The 12916-nt window shown below is 33.0% G+C and carries 15 protein-coding genes; 10 read left to right on the forward strand and 5 right to left on the reverse strand.

Going from position 1 to position 12916, the window contains the following annotated elements; translation table 11 throughout:
* From E4N80_RS11760 to E4N80_RS11770, 3 genes are all read right to left on the reverse strand, one after another.
* Positions 1-618 carry a TetR/AcrR family transcriptional regulator gene (locus E4N80_RS11760; RefSeq protein ID WP_253699360.1) on the reverse strand — a complete coding sequence of 206 codons (618 nt, stop codon included), beginning with the start codon at positions 616-618 and terminating at the stop codon, positions 1-3.
* An 85-nt stretch (positions 619-703) separates the two neighbouring features.
* Positions 704-1174 (reverse strand): chemotaxis protein, encoded by a 471-nt coding sequence (locus tag E4N80_RS11765; protein ID WP_253699361.1) that lies wholly within the window; start codon positions 1172-1174, stop codon positions 704-706.
* 297 nt (positions 1175-1471) lie between these two features.
* Complete coding sequence (locus E4N80_RS11770; protein WP_253699362.1) at positions 1472-2146, reverse strand: DUF2715 domain-containing protein; 675 nt, start codon at positions 2144-2146, stop codon at positions 1472-1474.
* A 171-nt stretch (positions 2147-2317) separates the two neighbouring features.
* On the opposite strand from E4N80_RS11770, the gene nagB reads away from it, so the two are divergent.
* From nagB to E4N80_RS11805, 7 genes are all read left to right on the forward strand, one after another.
* The gene (nagB, locus tag E4N80_RS11775) at positions 2318-3106 is read left to right on the forward strand and encodes a glucosamine-6-phosphate deaminase (RefSeq protein WP_253699363.1); all 789 of its coding nucleotides are present in this window, start codon (positions 2318-2320) and stop codon (positions 3104-3106) included.
* Between the two features lie 6 nt (positions 3107-3112).
* Positions 3113-4231: an AI-2E family transporter gene (locus E4N80_RS11780; RefSeq protein WP_253699364.1), complete on the forward strand. Its 1119-nt coding sequence runs from the start codon at positions 3113-3115 to the stop codon at positions 4229-4231.
* Between the two features lie 11 nt (positions 4232-4242).
* Complete coding sequence (locus tag E4N80_RS11785) at positions 4243-5298, forward strand: ribonucleotide-diphosphate reductase subunit beta (RefSeq protein ID WP_253699365.1); 1056 nt, start codon at positions 4243-4245, stop codon at positions 5296-5298.
* A gap of 116 nt (positions 5299-5414) precedes the next feature.
* Entirely contained in the window at positions 5415-5942 is a 528-nt protein-coding gene (locus E4N80_RS11790; RefSeq protein ID WP_253699366.1) for an RNA polymerase sigma factor, read from the forward strand.
* Positions 5929-6258: a hypothetical protein gene (locus E4N80_RS11795; RefSeq protein ID WP_010694097.1), complete on the forward strand. Its 330-nt coding sequence runs from the start codon at positions 5929-5931 to the stop codon at positions 6256-6258. Before E4N80_RS11790 ends, E4N80_RS11795 begins: the two co-directional genes overlap by 14 nt.
* Before the next feature lie 38 nt (positions 6259-6296).
* Positions 6297-7049 carry a hypothetical protein gene (locus E4N80_RS11800; RefSeq protein ID WP_253699367.1) on the forward strand — a complete coding sequence of 251 codons (753 nt, stop codon included), beginning with the start codon at positions 6297-6299 and terminating at the stop codon, positions 7047-7049.
* 28 nt (positions 7050-7077) lie between these two features.
* Positions 7078-8331: a TraB/GumN family protein gene (locus E4N80_RS11805; RefSeq protein WP_253699368.1), complete on the forward strand. Its 1254-nt coding sequence runs from the start codon at positions 7078-7080 to the stop codon at positions 8329-8331.
* 27 nt (positions 8332-8358) lie between these two features.
* Here the strand turns inward: E4N80_RS11805 and E4N80_RS11810 are convergent, their stop codons facing one another.
* Positions 8359-9714 carry an MATE family efflux transporter gene (locus E4N80_RS11810; RefSeq protein WP_253699369.1) on the reverse strand — a complete coding sequence of 452 codons (1356 nt, stop codon included), beginning with the start codon at positions 9712-9714 and terminating at the stop codon, positions 8359-8361.
* 81 nt (positions 9715-9795) lie between these two features.
* Complete coding sequence (locus tag E4N80_RS11815; RefSeq protein WP_253699370.1) at positions 9796-10422, reverse strand: TetR/AcrR family transcriptional regulator; 627 nt, start codon at positions 10420-10422, stop codon at positions 9796-9798.
* 233 nt (positions 10423-10655) lie between these two features.
* Between E4N80_RS11815 and E4N80_RS11820 the strand changes: the two genes are divergently transcribed.
* Genes E4N80_RS11820 through E4N80_RS11830 form a run of 3 tightly spaced genes read left to right on the forward strand, consistent with a single transcriptional unit; the run spans position 10656 to position 12911 of the window.
* A complete protein-coding gene (locus tag E4N80_RS11820) occupies positions 10656-11408 on the forward strand; it encodes a hypothetical protein (protein ID WP_253699371.1) in 753 nt (250 codons plus the stop codon).
* On the forward strand, positions 11383-12225 hold the full coding sequence (locus E4N80_RS11825) for a hypothetical protein (protein WP_253699372.1): 843 nt from the start codon (positions 11383-11385) through the stop codon (positions 12223-12225). Before E4N80_RS11820 ends, E4N80_RS11825 begins: the two co-directional genes overlap by 26 nt.
* Entirely contained in the window at positions 12222-12911 is a 690-nt protein-coding gene (locus tag E4N80_RS11830; protein WP_253699373.1) for an ABC transporter ATP-binding protein, read from the forward strand. Before E4N80_RS11825 ends, E4N80_RS11830 begins: the two co-directional genes overlap by 4 nt.
* The last annotated feature ends 5 nt before the right edge of the window (positions 12912-12916 follow it).

Below are 12916 nucleotides of genomic sequence, written 5' to 3' on the forward strand. Positions count from 1 at the left end.
TCATACCAGCTTTAAAAGCCCCTCCCATCCTGAATTAAAGAAAACTGCGATTTCTTCTACATATCCCATCGCCTGTTCTCTTGGCATGTCATGTACGACGGTTTCAAATACTGCGGTAAAATAGGCACTTGTAATCATGTGATGAAGTTCATGGCTGATGCTCCCTTTGATTTTTCCCTTTTCCCGCAAGAGCCGATAATATGTTTCGGTACGCTCCACATCAAGTTCCACCAGATCATGGATATAATTTGCGTATTTTGTGCCTTCCGCGCCGCAAAGTACCAGCTTGAATTCATCAAAACGGTCATACACATAATTTACAAAGTGCCGTAAATACTCTGTCGATAAATCTCGACTTTCCGCCGTCCGCTCTTGAGGAATCAACTCAAAGTGCGCCTCTTGGGCCGCCTTAAATTGCTTGACCAGCCCGTCTGCCGCTTCGGAGACAAGGGCTTCAAACAAAGCGGCCTTATCCGCGTAATACCGAAAAATCGCACCGGTCGTTAAACCGGCTTTCTTTGCAATCGTGCGGACAGAGGCAGCGTTATAGCCTTTTTCCAAAAACTCACGCTTAGCCGTATCCAAAATCAGTTGTTTGGTATCTTCACTTTTGCTCATAAACGAACCGCCTTTGTAAATAAAATAGCAATGCTATTTTATTTAGTATACACAATTTCTTTTTGGCTGTCAAGGATAAGTTTTTTTAATTCTCCGTTATTTCAGTGATGCTTTCTGCTTGTGCAAGAGTCTGTATCTGATTGATTGTACTTGCCGTTTCCTTAATGTCGGACACAAGTTTGTTACCCATTTGTTGCACCGCGGCGGTGTTCGTATCGAATAGCTTTACAGCATCGCCTATTTTGAGGATGGTGTTATTAAATTGAGTAGATAAATTAGACAATTTATTTTTTCTTTTTATCGGCTTTACTATTGTGCGGGTTAGTACAATAGTAATAATGATTGACACTACAACCATCAAAAACCATAAAATTCTCATAGCATTTTTTAATGTCTGTATGCTGTCTGCTAATTCATGGACGGATGCTTTTGCAATATAGAATGCTTCAGCTCCCAGTATAAAACCTGCAATCAAAACCAATATACCGAAAAAAATAACAAGTTTATTCAAAATAGAAAAACTCGCCTCGCTTCGGTGATTTTCTAAGTTTACCATAATAGGCTCCCTGTCTTATTTAGAGTATTCTGATTACGATTTATAAATAGTATGCTTATAAAATATACAGTTAAGATATGATTGTATAAGATATCATATTTCTGAATTTTTTTCAAGTTGTTAAGATAAAAAAAATAAAATTTTATCAATAATGAATGATTGCTTCAGGTAAAAAGCCTATGGTTATAATCTCTGAAAAAGGTATTTGCCTAAAATACGGAAGCAAAGCTAATCCCAAACAAGTCGCTGAGCTCGTAAATAAGAGGTTTACCCTTTGATTTTATTCGTGCGGAGGGTTTAATACCCTGACGTTTGCGTCTGGGTATGTTGATTTTTAGTTCTGTGGGGAATCCTGAATGACGCTCCTAGTACTACATCAAAAATATTAAGAAAATAAATATTTCTTGTGTTAAAAAATATGTCGGGGATAATGATAAATTTATTGCTTACTGCAAAATAAAGTCCGCAGACTTCTGTAAAAAATTTTGACAGGCTAAATTGGGTAATAATTTGAGGCATAATCATCATAACGCCTCCAAAGCCTCCCGCGAGCGTCATTTCCAAATCGTTTTTTAAAGCAAATGTGTAACCGGATAAGAAACCGAAATTCCATAGAGGACCTGTAGGAGGTTCTATTTTCTTTTTTGTGTTATCATATAAGAAGGGAAAATTCAATTCATTTGTAATTAAAAAAGAGAATCCGGATTTAAATAAAAACTGTGTATCAAATTTTAAGCTGGGACCGAAAAAGACTGTATAATCGGCTTTATTTGAAGGGGAAAGATCTACACATATGCCCATACCCCCTGCAGCAGCAAAGACAAAGCGGTCAAAACCCCATTTTTTTTCATTGCGACTTGTTTTTTCTTGAATGGAATATTTTTCCTTATATGGACATTCTTCTGAAAAAAGCAAAGAAGGCTTTATAAAATATATAATAAATATTAATATAAAATATTTCTTTTTTTTCATGTATTGGATTGTGTCATATTATATATATAAATTCAAGATATAAATAAAATCCGGTTTTATGATTTTTTTCAATAATCTATTTGAAGTAAGAATTTATCTTCATTTATTTACTAAATTTCGCTTTTTTTGTATTATATAGTTCTTAGGTCATAGACCTAATAGGGAGACTCTATGAGACTTATCATCAAAAATAATTATGAAGATTGTTCAAAATGGACTGCCGATTATATCTGCAATAAAATTATCGAATTTAAACCTACAAAAGAAAAGCCCTTTGTTTTAGGGCTCCCGACAGGTTCTACTCCCTTAGGGGTTTATAAGGAACTTATAAAAAAGCACAAAGAAGGTCTTTTATCCTTTAAGCATATAGTTACCTTTAATATGGATGAATATGTAGGCTTGGAAGCCTCCCATCCTCAAAGCTATCATTATTTTATGATGGATAATTTTTTTAATCATATCGACATTGAGCCTAAAAACATTCACATCTTAAACGGAATGGCCAAAGATAAGAAAAAGGAATGTGAGGACTATGAAAAGGTTATCCTCTCTTACGGGAAAATCCATTTATTTTTAGGCGGAATAGGGGCAGACGGACACATAGCTTTTAATGAGCCCTATTCCTCATTGACTTCCCGCACAAGAGAAAAAACCTTAACGCGGGATACCATCATAATGAATTCCCGCTTTTTTGAGGGAAATGAAGACCTTGTTCCAAAGACAGCCTTGACCGTAGGCATCGGCACGATTATGGATGCCGAAGAAGTTCTTATAATGGCAACAGGGCACGCTAAGGCTGAGGCTGTTCATCAAGCCGTCGAAGGGGGGGTAAGCCATGTATGGACTGTAAGCGCTTTACAACTTCATCCTAAATCCATTATAATCTGTGATGATGCTGCAACAGATGAACTTAAAGTAAAAACCGTAAAATACTTTTTGGATATCGAAAAAGGAAAATAGGAACTAATGTATCAAGAAAACAAACACAGGCTTCAAACTATTTCGTTCTTTGTATTACTTGCAGGAATGTTGATTCTTGTGGGTAAATTATTTTTGCCATATGCAAGCGTTTTATTATGGTCGGCAGTAATTTATGTTTTGGTAAGGCCCTTATATAATAAGATACTATCCAGGATGAATAAAGAGAAAAAAACTTTCCCGATAAAAAAAAGATTGCTTGCAGGCAGTTTTGCAATAATAACGGTTCTAGTTGTGGCAGGTGTTTTGTTTTTTGTGGTGATAAAAATATTCGGGCAAGGAAAAATCCTTGTTCAAAATATTCAAAGCTTTTTAGAAAACATAAATAATTCGGAATCGGGTTTTTCAAAAAACGATATAGCCGCAGCCGTAAACCGTTTATCTATGGGAACGGTAGATATTTCCAACCTTGATTTGCAAAAAGAATTTTTAAGTCTTTTATCTTCTTCTTCGGATAAAATATTGCGGTATGCAACAAGCCTTGTAAAAAATGCCGGTTCGTTTTTTTTATCCCTTGTTTTTTTTGCCTTTGCTCTTTACTTTTTTTATGTAGACGGAGCTTATCTTTTCAGTTTGTTAAAACATGCCATTCCTATAGAGAATGAAACATCAAATAAACTTTTTTCTAAAATAGGCGAAATTACAACCAATCTTTTTAAGGGACTTTTTTTGGTTTCGTTTTATCAAGGTCTTGCATCTTTTATAGTTTATCTTATATTCGGTGTGCAAAGTGCATTATTGCTTGCAATTCTAACCTTTTTTAGTACATTTTTACCCCTTGTCGGCTGCGGTTTAATTTGGTTTCCTGTAGGAGTAGGACTATGCTTTACGGACGGGCTTGTAAAGGGCCTTATCTTTTTGATTGTTGCAGGGTCGATAATCAGCTTTATGGATAACTTTCTACGCCCCTTCTTTTTGAAGGATAGAATAAAGATACATCCTCTTTTAATCTTTTTTTCAATGCTGGGCGGAGTGAGTATGTTTTCATTTGACGGTATTATTTTAGGACCGATGATTGTAATCTTGTTCTTTACGATTTTAGATATGGCTTTGGATATAGAAGAAAAAAAAGAAAATGAAGAAGACAGTTTTGAGCATTTAGTATAAGGAGAAAATTTATGATAACGGAAAAAACTATTTTGCCTCATAAGGCCTTGTTTAATGAAAACGGAGATATAGAAACTCACAAGCGTAAAATGATTGGAGGAAACACCACCAACCTAAACGATTTTAACAATATGAAGTATTCATGGGCCAGCGATTGGTACCGTCAGGCTATGAATAATTTTTGGATACCCGAAGAAATAAATATGACAACCGACGTACAGGACTACCGAAAATTATCTGTTCCCGAAAAAACAGCCTACGATAAAATTCTTTCTTTTTTAATTTTTTTGGACAGTATTCAGACTGCAAATCTTCCTAATGTCGGCCAATATGTAACAGCCAACGAGGTGAACCTATGCCTTACCATTCAAGCCTTTCAAGAAGCCGTTCACTCGCAAAGTTACAGTTATATGCTCGACACAATTTGTTCTCCCGAAGAACGAACTGAAATCTTATATCAATGGAAAGATGATGAACATCTTTTACGCAGAAACAAATTTATCGGCGATTTATACAACGAATTTCAAACTGACAAGAGTGCTCTTGCCTTTTTAAAAGTCTGCGTTGCAAACTATATTTTGGAAGGAGTCTATTTTTATTCAGGTTTTATGTTCTTTTATAATTTGGGAAGAAACAATAAGATGCCAGGTTCGGTTCAAGAAATCCGTTATATCAACCGAGATGAAAATACACATCTCTGGCTTTTCCGCTCGATGATACAGGAACTTCAAAAAGAAGAGCCGCAACTATTTACTCCGCAAAATGTAGAGCTTTTTAGAGCCATGATAAAGGAAGGCTGTGAACAAGAAATAGCTTGGGGAAATTATGTTATAGGAAACGATATTCCCGGGCTTAACAGTCAGATGATTACCGACTATATTCAATATTTGGGAAACCTCAGATGCGAAAACCTAGGCTTTGCACCCATTTATGAAGGGCACATGGAAGAACCCCAATCTATGAGCTGGGTCAGCCAGTACAGCAATGCGAACCTGATTAAGACCGACTTCTTTGAAGCCAAGTCCACCGCCTACGCAAAATCATCGGCGATGGTAGATGACTTATAAATTAAGAATAATATTTTATAAGATTACAAGTCCGGCTGTATAAATTAAAATAAGTTCGAACCTTTTGCTCTTTTGTGACGATATTAGTATGAAGTCTTTGGTTAAGGATTTGAAATATGGGAAATAAAATCGATTTAGAGCTTTTGATTAATCAAGCAGGCGATTCTCTTTGGCGCTTTTGTTTACGGCTTGAAAAGACAAGGCTTGATGCTGAAGACCTATATCAAGAGGCAATATTGAAAACAATTAAGCTGCAAGACAAAATAGAGCTTAACAAGAACCCTAAGGCTTTTTTATTTTCGATTGCTGTCGGAATACATAAAAATAAATTTCGTAAGTTTTTTAGAAGAATTAAACTTGCTCCTCCTTCAGACAAGGAGCTTGAATCTGTTTCTTCCCCTTATGAAATTTTACCGGAAATTGAATTAGAAAAAAAAGAATTGAAAGGAGAAATTGAAAAAGCAATTTTTTCTTTACCCGAAAAAATTAAGATAAGTGTTTTAATGTTTTATTCTGCAAATATGAGTATTGCAGATATTTCAAAACACTTAAATATACCGGAAGGTACAGTAAAGAGCAGGCTTAACAGAGGCCGCAGCATTTTAAAAACCATAATAAAGGAGAGCGGATATGGAATCAAATAATAAAACTGATATTTTTATAAGGGAAATTTTAAATACAGGCGAAAAAGCTCCTTTGCATATAAATAAAAGAATTTATACCCGCATAAATGTGCAAAACAATAACCGTTTGGATATTCCTATATTTATTATTTTAATAAATATAATTAGCTCAATTTTTTCGGGTATCATTTTTATAAACATAGGTTTAATTTTTCCTTTTTTTATATTTAAACCTTTTTTTATATTTTTAGGAATCGGAATTATAAATACCACTCTTTTTTTAAGCATTCTTTTAAAATTAAAATATAGTACAAAAGCGGTTCAATATGGATTTTAAAAGTATTGAATAATTTTATTTATGATATGGAGGAAAAAATGTTTTTTGTTTCACTTGTTACTGTTATTATTACAGTATCTACTTTTGCGCTTGTTGCCCGCATCCTTATTGCATATTGGATTTATAAAGATGCACAAGAAAGAAATGACGAACCATTGATTTGGGTTTTAATTATATTTTTTCTATCGGCAGTGCTTGGACTTGTTCTTTATCTTGTAGCGGCCCGAAAAAGTAAGAGGATAAAATGCACCTCATGCGGATTTATTCAAGCTGCCGGAATACCGTTTTGCGGCAGCTGCGGTAAACAGATGCCTCATATTTCGGATGCTGTAAATAAAAGAAACAAGGCAAATCTCCGGCCTCTTATTGCCGCCGCGGTTTTAACTCTTTTGAGTTTGATCTTTTCGATTATCTTATCTATTTATATTTTTAAATCGGCCATAGACGGTGAAATCGAAAATTTCTTTCCTGATACAAATATAGCCATTATGCAGACCCAAACTAATTTTAATAATCTATGGAAGGCTAAATTTAAATATAAAACTTCTGAGAATATCACTACCTTTACAATAAAGGAAGGTAAAAAGTTAAAATGTTTATGGAATATAGATTCAGGTAATATTTCAGTAGAAATAAGTTTAGGTGATAAGTTAATCACATTTTTTGATAATAATAAAGACGGAAATATATTAAATACCGAAATTGATATGTCTGCTTACACCGATAAAAAAATTAAAATCAAAATAAAATGCAGCAAAGCATCCGGTTCTTTTGAATTTAATGCGCGCTAGAAAATAAAAAATTCTAAGGAGTTATAAAATGAAAAGAAATATTTTGATTGTTATTTTTAGTTTGTTCTTTTTTTTAAGCTTTGCTAGCGGCTCGGAAGAAAAGAATGAGTATACGGAAAAAGATTATTATGAGGCCTTAAAGGATAATACATTTTATATAAATTTTGAAGATAAAAAATACTTGGATAGAATTTTTGAAAAGGAAGATTTAAATAATTATAATATTATCCTGATAGGAGAGAATCATGCTGTTTCAGTCAACTATATTTTAAAATTCGAATTTTTAAAATATTTCCATGAAAATTATAATTTCAATCATCTGCTTGAAGAAATTCCAATAAGTCAGGCTTTTTTAATTAATCTATATCTGGATTCCGGGAATGAAAATATTTTAAACCAAATAAAAAAGCACACATATAAAACTTATTTTTGTACCCAAGACCATTTTGATTTTTATAGAAAGTTATATAAATACAATCAAAATCAGCAACAAGAAAAACGCATAAGTATAGTTGGGGCAGATGTAGAACATCAACCGATTCTTGCTTATGCAGCTATGTATTCTATAATTAGAGAGAAAGAAGATTTAAACAGTCTTTCAGATATAAAAATTCTGTTGGAAAAACTTGTATTAAAAGGTGAAATGGATAAAGACATTTATTCCATTGCACAACAATGTGATAAATTGCTTTTTGATGAAGAAATGGGAGAAAGTCTTTTGGGTAAAAAAGACTTTCAATTATTAAAATTAATTAATGATAATATTTTAAATTGTAAAACGCTTTACGGCAGCCCGCAAAATGAATTCAATAAAAAAAGAGATAAGATGATGTATGATAATTTCCGTATCTTGGATAACGATAAAAATAAGTATTTCGGCATTTGGGGGAATTTTCATGTTTGGCAATTTCAAGTAAACGGTCTTTTACCTTTTGCATCATACATAAAAGCTAATAAATCTTACAGCGATAAAATATTATCTATTATGATTCAATATATAAACTGTATGTATGCTAATCCTCAAAGAGACTATGAACCGGAAAAAATCGAAAATAAGATGTTTTACCTTCAAGCATCTTATCAGGATAAATTGGAAAAAAATAAGGGGAATTTATATATCTATAAGCTGAATTATAAAAACTCCATCTTTAACAAAATGAATATCAATGGAAAAAAAGCAAAGCCGGGAGAAACTTTTATAACCGATCTATATCAATATTTGATAACGGTAAAAGATTCTCCCGCTTGCAAAAAGATAGATTTCACAAAACACTCAAAATAGCTGGCAGCCTTGTGAGATGGAAACAACTTATGCGCTCAATGGTTTATCTTTAGGGCTTAAATCTTTTTTAAAAAGTTTAATCACTATAAATGCGGATATAACCGTAACCAGTGTGTCTATTATTGGGGTTGAAATCCAAACTCCCCGTGTTCCAAAAAATACGGGGAGAATTAATACGGCCGGAATATAAAGTAAAAATTGGCGGGCAATTACCAGTATGCCTGCATATTTCGCTTTACCCAAAGCTTGAAAGAGGGTTAAATTGATAATCATAATTGCCGACAAAGGAAATAAAGACATAGCAAGCATTGCATTCGTTCTTCCTAAAGATATAAGCTCTTTATTTTTCAAAAAGAGACCCAAAACCTGTTCAGGTATAATTAAAAATACCAGCCAAAATATCAGTGATAAAAATAATCCGAAGCCGTAAAAAAGAAATGTTCCTTTTTTTACCCTTTCAAATTTTTGTGCTCCGAAATTGGTTCCTGCAAAGGGCTGATAGCCTTGACTTATTCCCCAAAGAGGAATAAAGGATAACATCATATATCTAAAAAAAGCACCCATCAAAATTACCTGATCTTCTCCGCCGTATCTTTTTAATGTAGAATACATAACTGCCTGCTGTAAAAGAGCAAAGACTTGCATCAACATTGCAGAAAAGCCGATTGAAAGAGTTTCTTTTACGATACTTTTTTGAAGCTTAAAGTGTTTGAATTTAACGTTTTTACTGAAGAATACGAAGTAACAAAAATTACAGATTGCAAGAACCACTTGAGATATTACGGTTGCTATAGCGGTGCCTTCAAGTCCCTTTTTTAAAACAATTACAAAGACCGCATCCAAAATAATATTTAGTACGGCACTTATACCCATCAAAAGCATGGCAAGCCCCATTCGGCCTTCTCCTCTCATAACCATGTTGGCTGCTTGACCGAAGTTTACAAAGAGAGAACCGATATATACAATTCTTAAATAGCTCACTCCCAATCGGAGCATTTCTCCTTCAGCTCCTATGAGAGCCAAAAGTTGAGGTGCAAAAATTAACCCGACTGTCATAGTTCCCAGTGAAAAAAGAAGCGTCAACAAAAGGACGTTTCCCATAATGGAATCAACAGTTTCTTGGTCGCTTCTTCCTACCGCCCGCGAAAGAACCGAAGCGGATCCTATACCTACTAAAACGGCAATGCCGTTATTTATCAGTGTAAATGTATAGGCTAAACTGACTGCTCCTAAAGCTACGCTGCTTACATATCTTCCTACGAATATTGCATCCACAAAGCTGTATAAGCTGATTACAAACATTCCGATAATGCCCGGAATGCTGAGCTCAAGCATCAACTTGAACATATTACCTGAAATTAAATGTTCTCTTTTATCCGTCATAAAAACCTCCATAACTGACGAAGTCGTCAGTTATATTATATAAAAAGAGAAAATAAAGTCAATAGCGGCTAACTAATTTTTTTATTCGATTGTAAAGCTTTTTTTTACACAAGAATAGAGAAAGTCGTGGAGCTCTCTTTTTCCCTCATCAAAAACGGTTTTGTCTTCAAAGAGTTCATAGATTATAAGGATTCCGTTAAAAAGACGGGAGTAGAGCCGTCCTGTTTTGTTTGTTTTATACTTTATTTTTTTACCGGCAAAAGCTCCTTCTTTAAACAAATGTTCCAGATTTTCGCTTATAAACTTATGAGCTTGATTTTCAAGTTTCCAAAAAAGAGTCTCATATTCTTTGTCATAGAGAATTTCGGCAAGAAACATTAGATAAAGCCGTTTTTCGGGAACATTATCAAATAGTTTTGCTTCTAAGGCTTGGGTTACAATTTCGTAAGGGTCATTAATTTTTTTTGCAGAATTAAAGATTTCTTCGTTGCGTCTGTATCGAAAATAGATTCCTTCCTGCATTATGGCAAACATTATAGCCTTCGTACTTTTAAAGTACTGATAAACCCCTCCTTTTGAAAGGCTTGTAGCGGCAACAATATCTTCCATCGTAGTATTATGAAAACCCTTTTTTAAAAACACCTTTTTTGCAGCTTCTATTATCTCATACGTCCGCTCTTCTCTTGTTTTTCGTTTAAATTTAGCCATATCTATATTATAAGGAAAAATAAAGAGGTAGACAAGAGTAGAAAGTAAAACATTCATTGACCGAAATACCTACAGTAGGAATATGTTGTGAATGCATCTTGTAACATTTGATATGTGTGATGATGAGTTTAGAGGTAAAATTCTTTTTATGCTGATGTCATGGATAAAAGATAAACATATCTTCCCTTTTTATTAAAAAAAATATAATATATTAAGAAAACTGGAGGTTTATTATGAAAGAAAAATTAATCTTTTTTTTGCTTATTGTGTTAAATTTTAGCTTAAACTCTCAAGAAATTTACGATAATTTTTATAAATTCAAAGCCGAACTGTATAACACGCCTTCGGAAAAAACGGCGGCTGCCATCGATGAACATAGGAATAAAATTGAAAAAATGCAAATTTCCGAAGAAGAAAAACTGACTCTTCAAAATTTTTTAGTTTTGGAAGAAATAAATCTTTTAAATCGAGATAAAAACAACAAAAAGAAAATATACCTTATGCTTAAAAAACAAAATGAAGAATCCGCCGCCTTTATGCAGAGCAAAAAGAATTCCAAAGCCGATAAATGGTTTTTGTTAAGTTGGGCGGATATAAAATCCAGATATATAGCTTTTTTATCGGGACAAGATATACAGAAGGAAGCTAATGATACAAAAATGCTTTATCTTGCTGCCTTAAAAAAAGATAAAAAATTTGCTCCGGCAAGTATCTCATTTGGGTTATGGCTATTCTTTGCTCCTCCTATAGTAGGCGGCGGTTATGAAAATTCTTTAAATGAAATATCAAAGGCCGTATCGAATGCAAAAAATAATTATGAAAAATACTTAGCCCTTATTTTCAGAGCTCAAGTCAACTTTGCACTTGAAAATTTCGAGCTGTCCCAAAAGGATTTAAAAGATGCTTCCATCTTAATACCTGATGAAACTTTTACACTGTTTATTGAGGAGTTAAATAAAAATGGAAAAATATTCTTTTCAAAATAGAACGCATAAATTGATAGCGGGAATTTTTCTTTTTATCGGGATCTCATCATTTTGTTTTGCCCAAGAAATTCCTGTAAAATCATCAGATTCGGATAAGATAAAAATCTTTAGTTTGGATGAGTGCGATTCTATTTTTACCGAATATTATAGAAATAATACTATCGGCGATGGAGATTTGAAAATCTTAATAGATGGAATAAAGACACTCACAGATTCTCTGGAAAAAATTCTTTTAGAGAATAAAAAAAACAGGAATATAAAAAAACAAAATGAACTTTTAATTTTATATCTCAAACATGCTGAGATTATTTCTACCATTTATAATTACGGTGGTATGAATCATCAAGCTAAGATAATAAAAAAAACAGATAAAGATTTAAAAAGATTTTTAAAATTATCCGATTTGGAAGGTGAGGTATATTTAAAATATGCAGATTACCTTTATACAAAACTTCCGCTTCCCGAAACAAAGCGCTTCAATACAATTTTAACGCTTCCGGTTTTATACAGAATGGCTCTTTTAAAAGATAAAACTAATAAGGCTGCTTTTGTAAAATTGTCATGCTGGCATGTTTCTTCAGCTGATGAGACTACATCTAATTTTAATTCTCAAATTAAAGCAACGGAAAAATATATTGAAGAATTAAATGAGGTTGATAAATTTAATGCCTATATGTGGTATTCCATATTTTACATGAAAATATATGATACAAAAAAAGGTTGGGAATGCTTTTACAAAGCAAAAAATATTTTCCCCAATCACCCGATTGTTTCCTTGCTTTATGAAAATTACAAAAAAGGAATTCTAAAGTTATGATAAATCCTGAACTTAAAGTTAAAAACTTATATAAAACTTACAGCGTTAATAGTAAAAAAATTGAAGTTACAAAAAACATTTCATTTACTGCCGAACAGGGAAGTCTGATTTGGATTTACGGCAATTCCGGAGCGGGAAAATCCACATTTTTAAATCTTATAACAGGAATAGATTATCCCGATTCGGGAGAAATAGAATGGGGAGATAAGAATATAAATAAAATGAGTAACGGTGAAAGAGCTAAATTCAGGCTTGAAAACTGCGGTCTTATTTTTCAATTTTTTGAATTAATAAAATCTCAAACTATTTTTGATAATGCTTCCATACCTTTAAAAATTCAAAAAAAATCCAAAAAAGAAATACGAGAAGCGCTTACGCCTTTGTTTGAATATTTTGATTTAAAGGATTTGATTTATAAAAAACCTAATGAGCTTTCAGGCGGAGAAAAACAAAGAGTTTCAATCGTCAGAGCTCTTTCCTGTAATCCTAAATACATTCTTGCAGATGAAATAACTTCCTCACTTGATTCGGACCGTTCAAATCAAGTTTATAAATATTTGCGCAAATACTTAAAAGAAAAAAACGGAGTAGGAATTTTTGTTTCGCATGATCCTATTATAAAAAATTATGCGGATAAAATTTATAAAATGGCCGGCGGTTCATTGAATGAAACTGACGGGGAATAAAAAAG

Origin of the sequence: Treponema denticola (assembly GCF_024181605.1) — a bacterium.
Taxonomy (GTDB): Bacteria; Spirochaetota; Spirochaetia; order Treponematales; family Treponemataceae; genus Treponema_B; species Treponema_B denticola_B.

What these genes read in the sequence shown, in the direction of transcription:
- E4N80_RS11765 (WP_253699361.1), bottom strand. Translation starts at nt 1,174, where the DNA reads ATGGTAAACTTAGAAAATCACCGAAGCGAGGCGAGTTTTTCTATTTTG.
- E4N80_RS11810 (WP_253699369.1), bottom strand. Translation starts at nt 9,714, where the DNA reads ATGACGGATAAAAGAGAACATTTAATTTCAGGTAATATGTTCAAGTTG.
- E4N80_RS11790 (WP_253699366.1), top strand. Translation starts at nt 5,415, where the DNA reads ATGGGAAATAAAATCGATTTAGAGCTTTTGATTAATCAAGCAGGCGAT.
- E4N80_RS11760 (WP_253699360.1), bottom strand. Translation starts at nt 618, where the DNA reads ATGAGCAAAAGTGAAGATACCAAACAACTGATTTTGGATACGGCTAAG.
- E4N80_RS11805 (WP_253699368.1), top strand. Translation starts at nt 7,078, where the DNA reads ATGAAAAGAAATATTTTGATTGTTATTTTTAGTTTGTTCTTTTTTTTA.
- E4N80_RS11780 (WP_253699364.1), top strand. Translation starts at nt 3,113, where the DNA reads ATGTATCAAGAAAACAAACACAGGCTTCAAACTATTTCGTTCTTTGTA.
- E4N80_RS11830 (WP_253699373.1), top strand. Translation starts at nt 12,222, where the DNA reads ATGATAAATCCTGAACTTAAAGTTAAAAACTTATATAAAACTTACAGC.
- E4N80_RS11825 (WP_253699372.1), top strand. Translation starts at nt 11,383, where the DNA reads ATGGAAAAATATTCTTTTCAAAATAGAACGCATAAATTGATAGCGGGA.
- nagB (WP_253699363.1), top strand. Translation starts at nt 2,318, where the DNA reads ATGAGACTTATCATCAAAAATAATTATGAAGATTGTTCAAAATGGACT.
- E4N80_RS11820 (WP_253699371.1), top strand. Translation starts at nt 10,656, where the DNA reads ATGAAAGAAAAATTAATCTTTTTTTTGCTTATTGTGTTAAATTTTAGC.
- E4N80_RS11800 (WP_253699367.1), top strand. Translation starts at nt 6,297, where the DNA reads ATGTTTTTTGTTTCACTTGTTACTGTTATTATTACAGTATCTACTTTT.
- E4N80_RS11770 (WP_253699362.1), bottom strand. Translation starts at nt 2,146, where the DNA reads ATGAAAAAAAAGAAATATTTTATATTAATATTTATTATATATTTTATA.
- E4N80_RS11785 (WP_253699365.1), top strand. Translation starts at nt 4,243, where the DNA reads ATGATAACGGAAAAAACTATTTTGCCTCATAAGGCCTTGTTTAATGAA.
- E4N80_RS11795 (WP_010694097.1), top strand. Translation starts at nt 5,929, where the DNA reads ATGGAATCAAATAATAAAACTGATATTTTTATAAGGGAAATTTTAAAT.
- E4N80_RS11815 (WP_253699370.1), bottom strand. Translation starts at nt 10,422, where the DNA reads ATGGCTAAATTTAAACGAAAAACAAGAGAAGAGCGGACGTATGAGATA.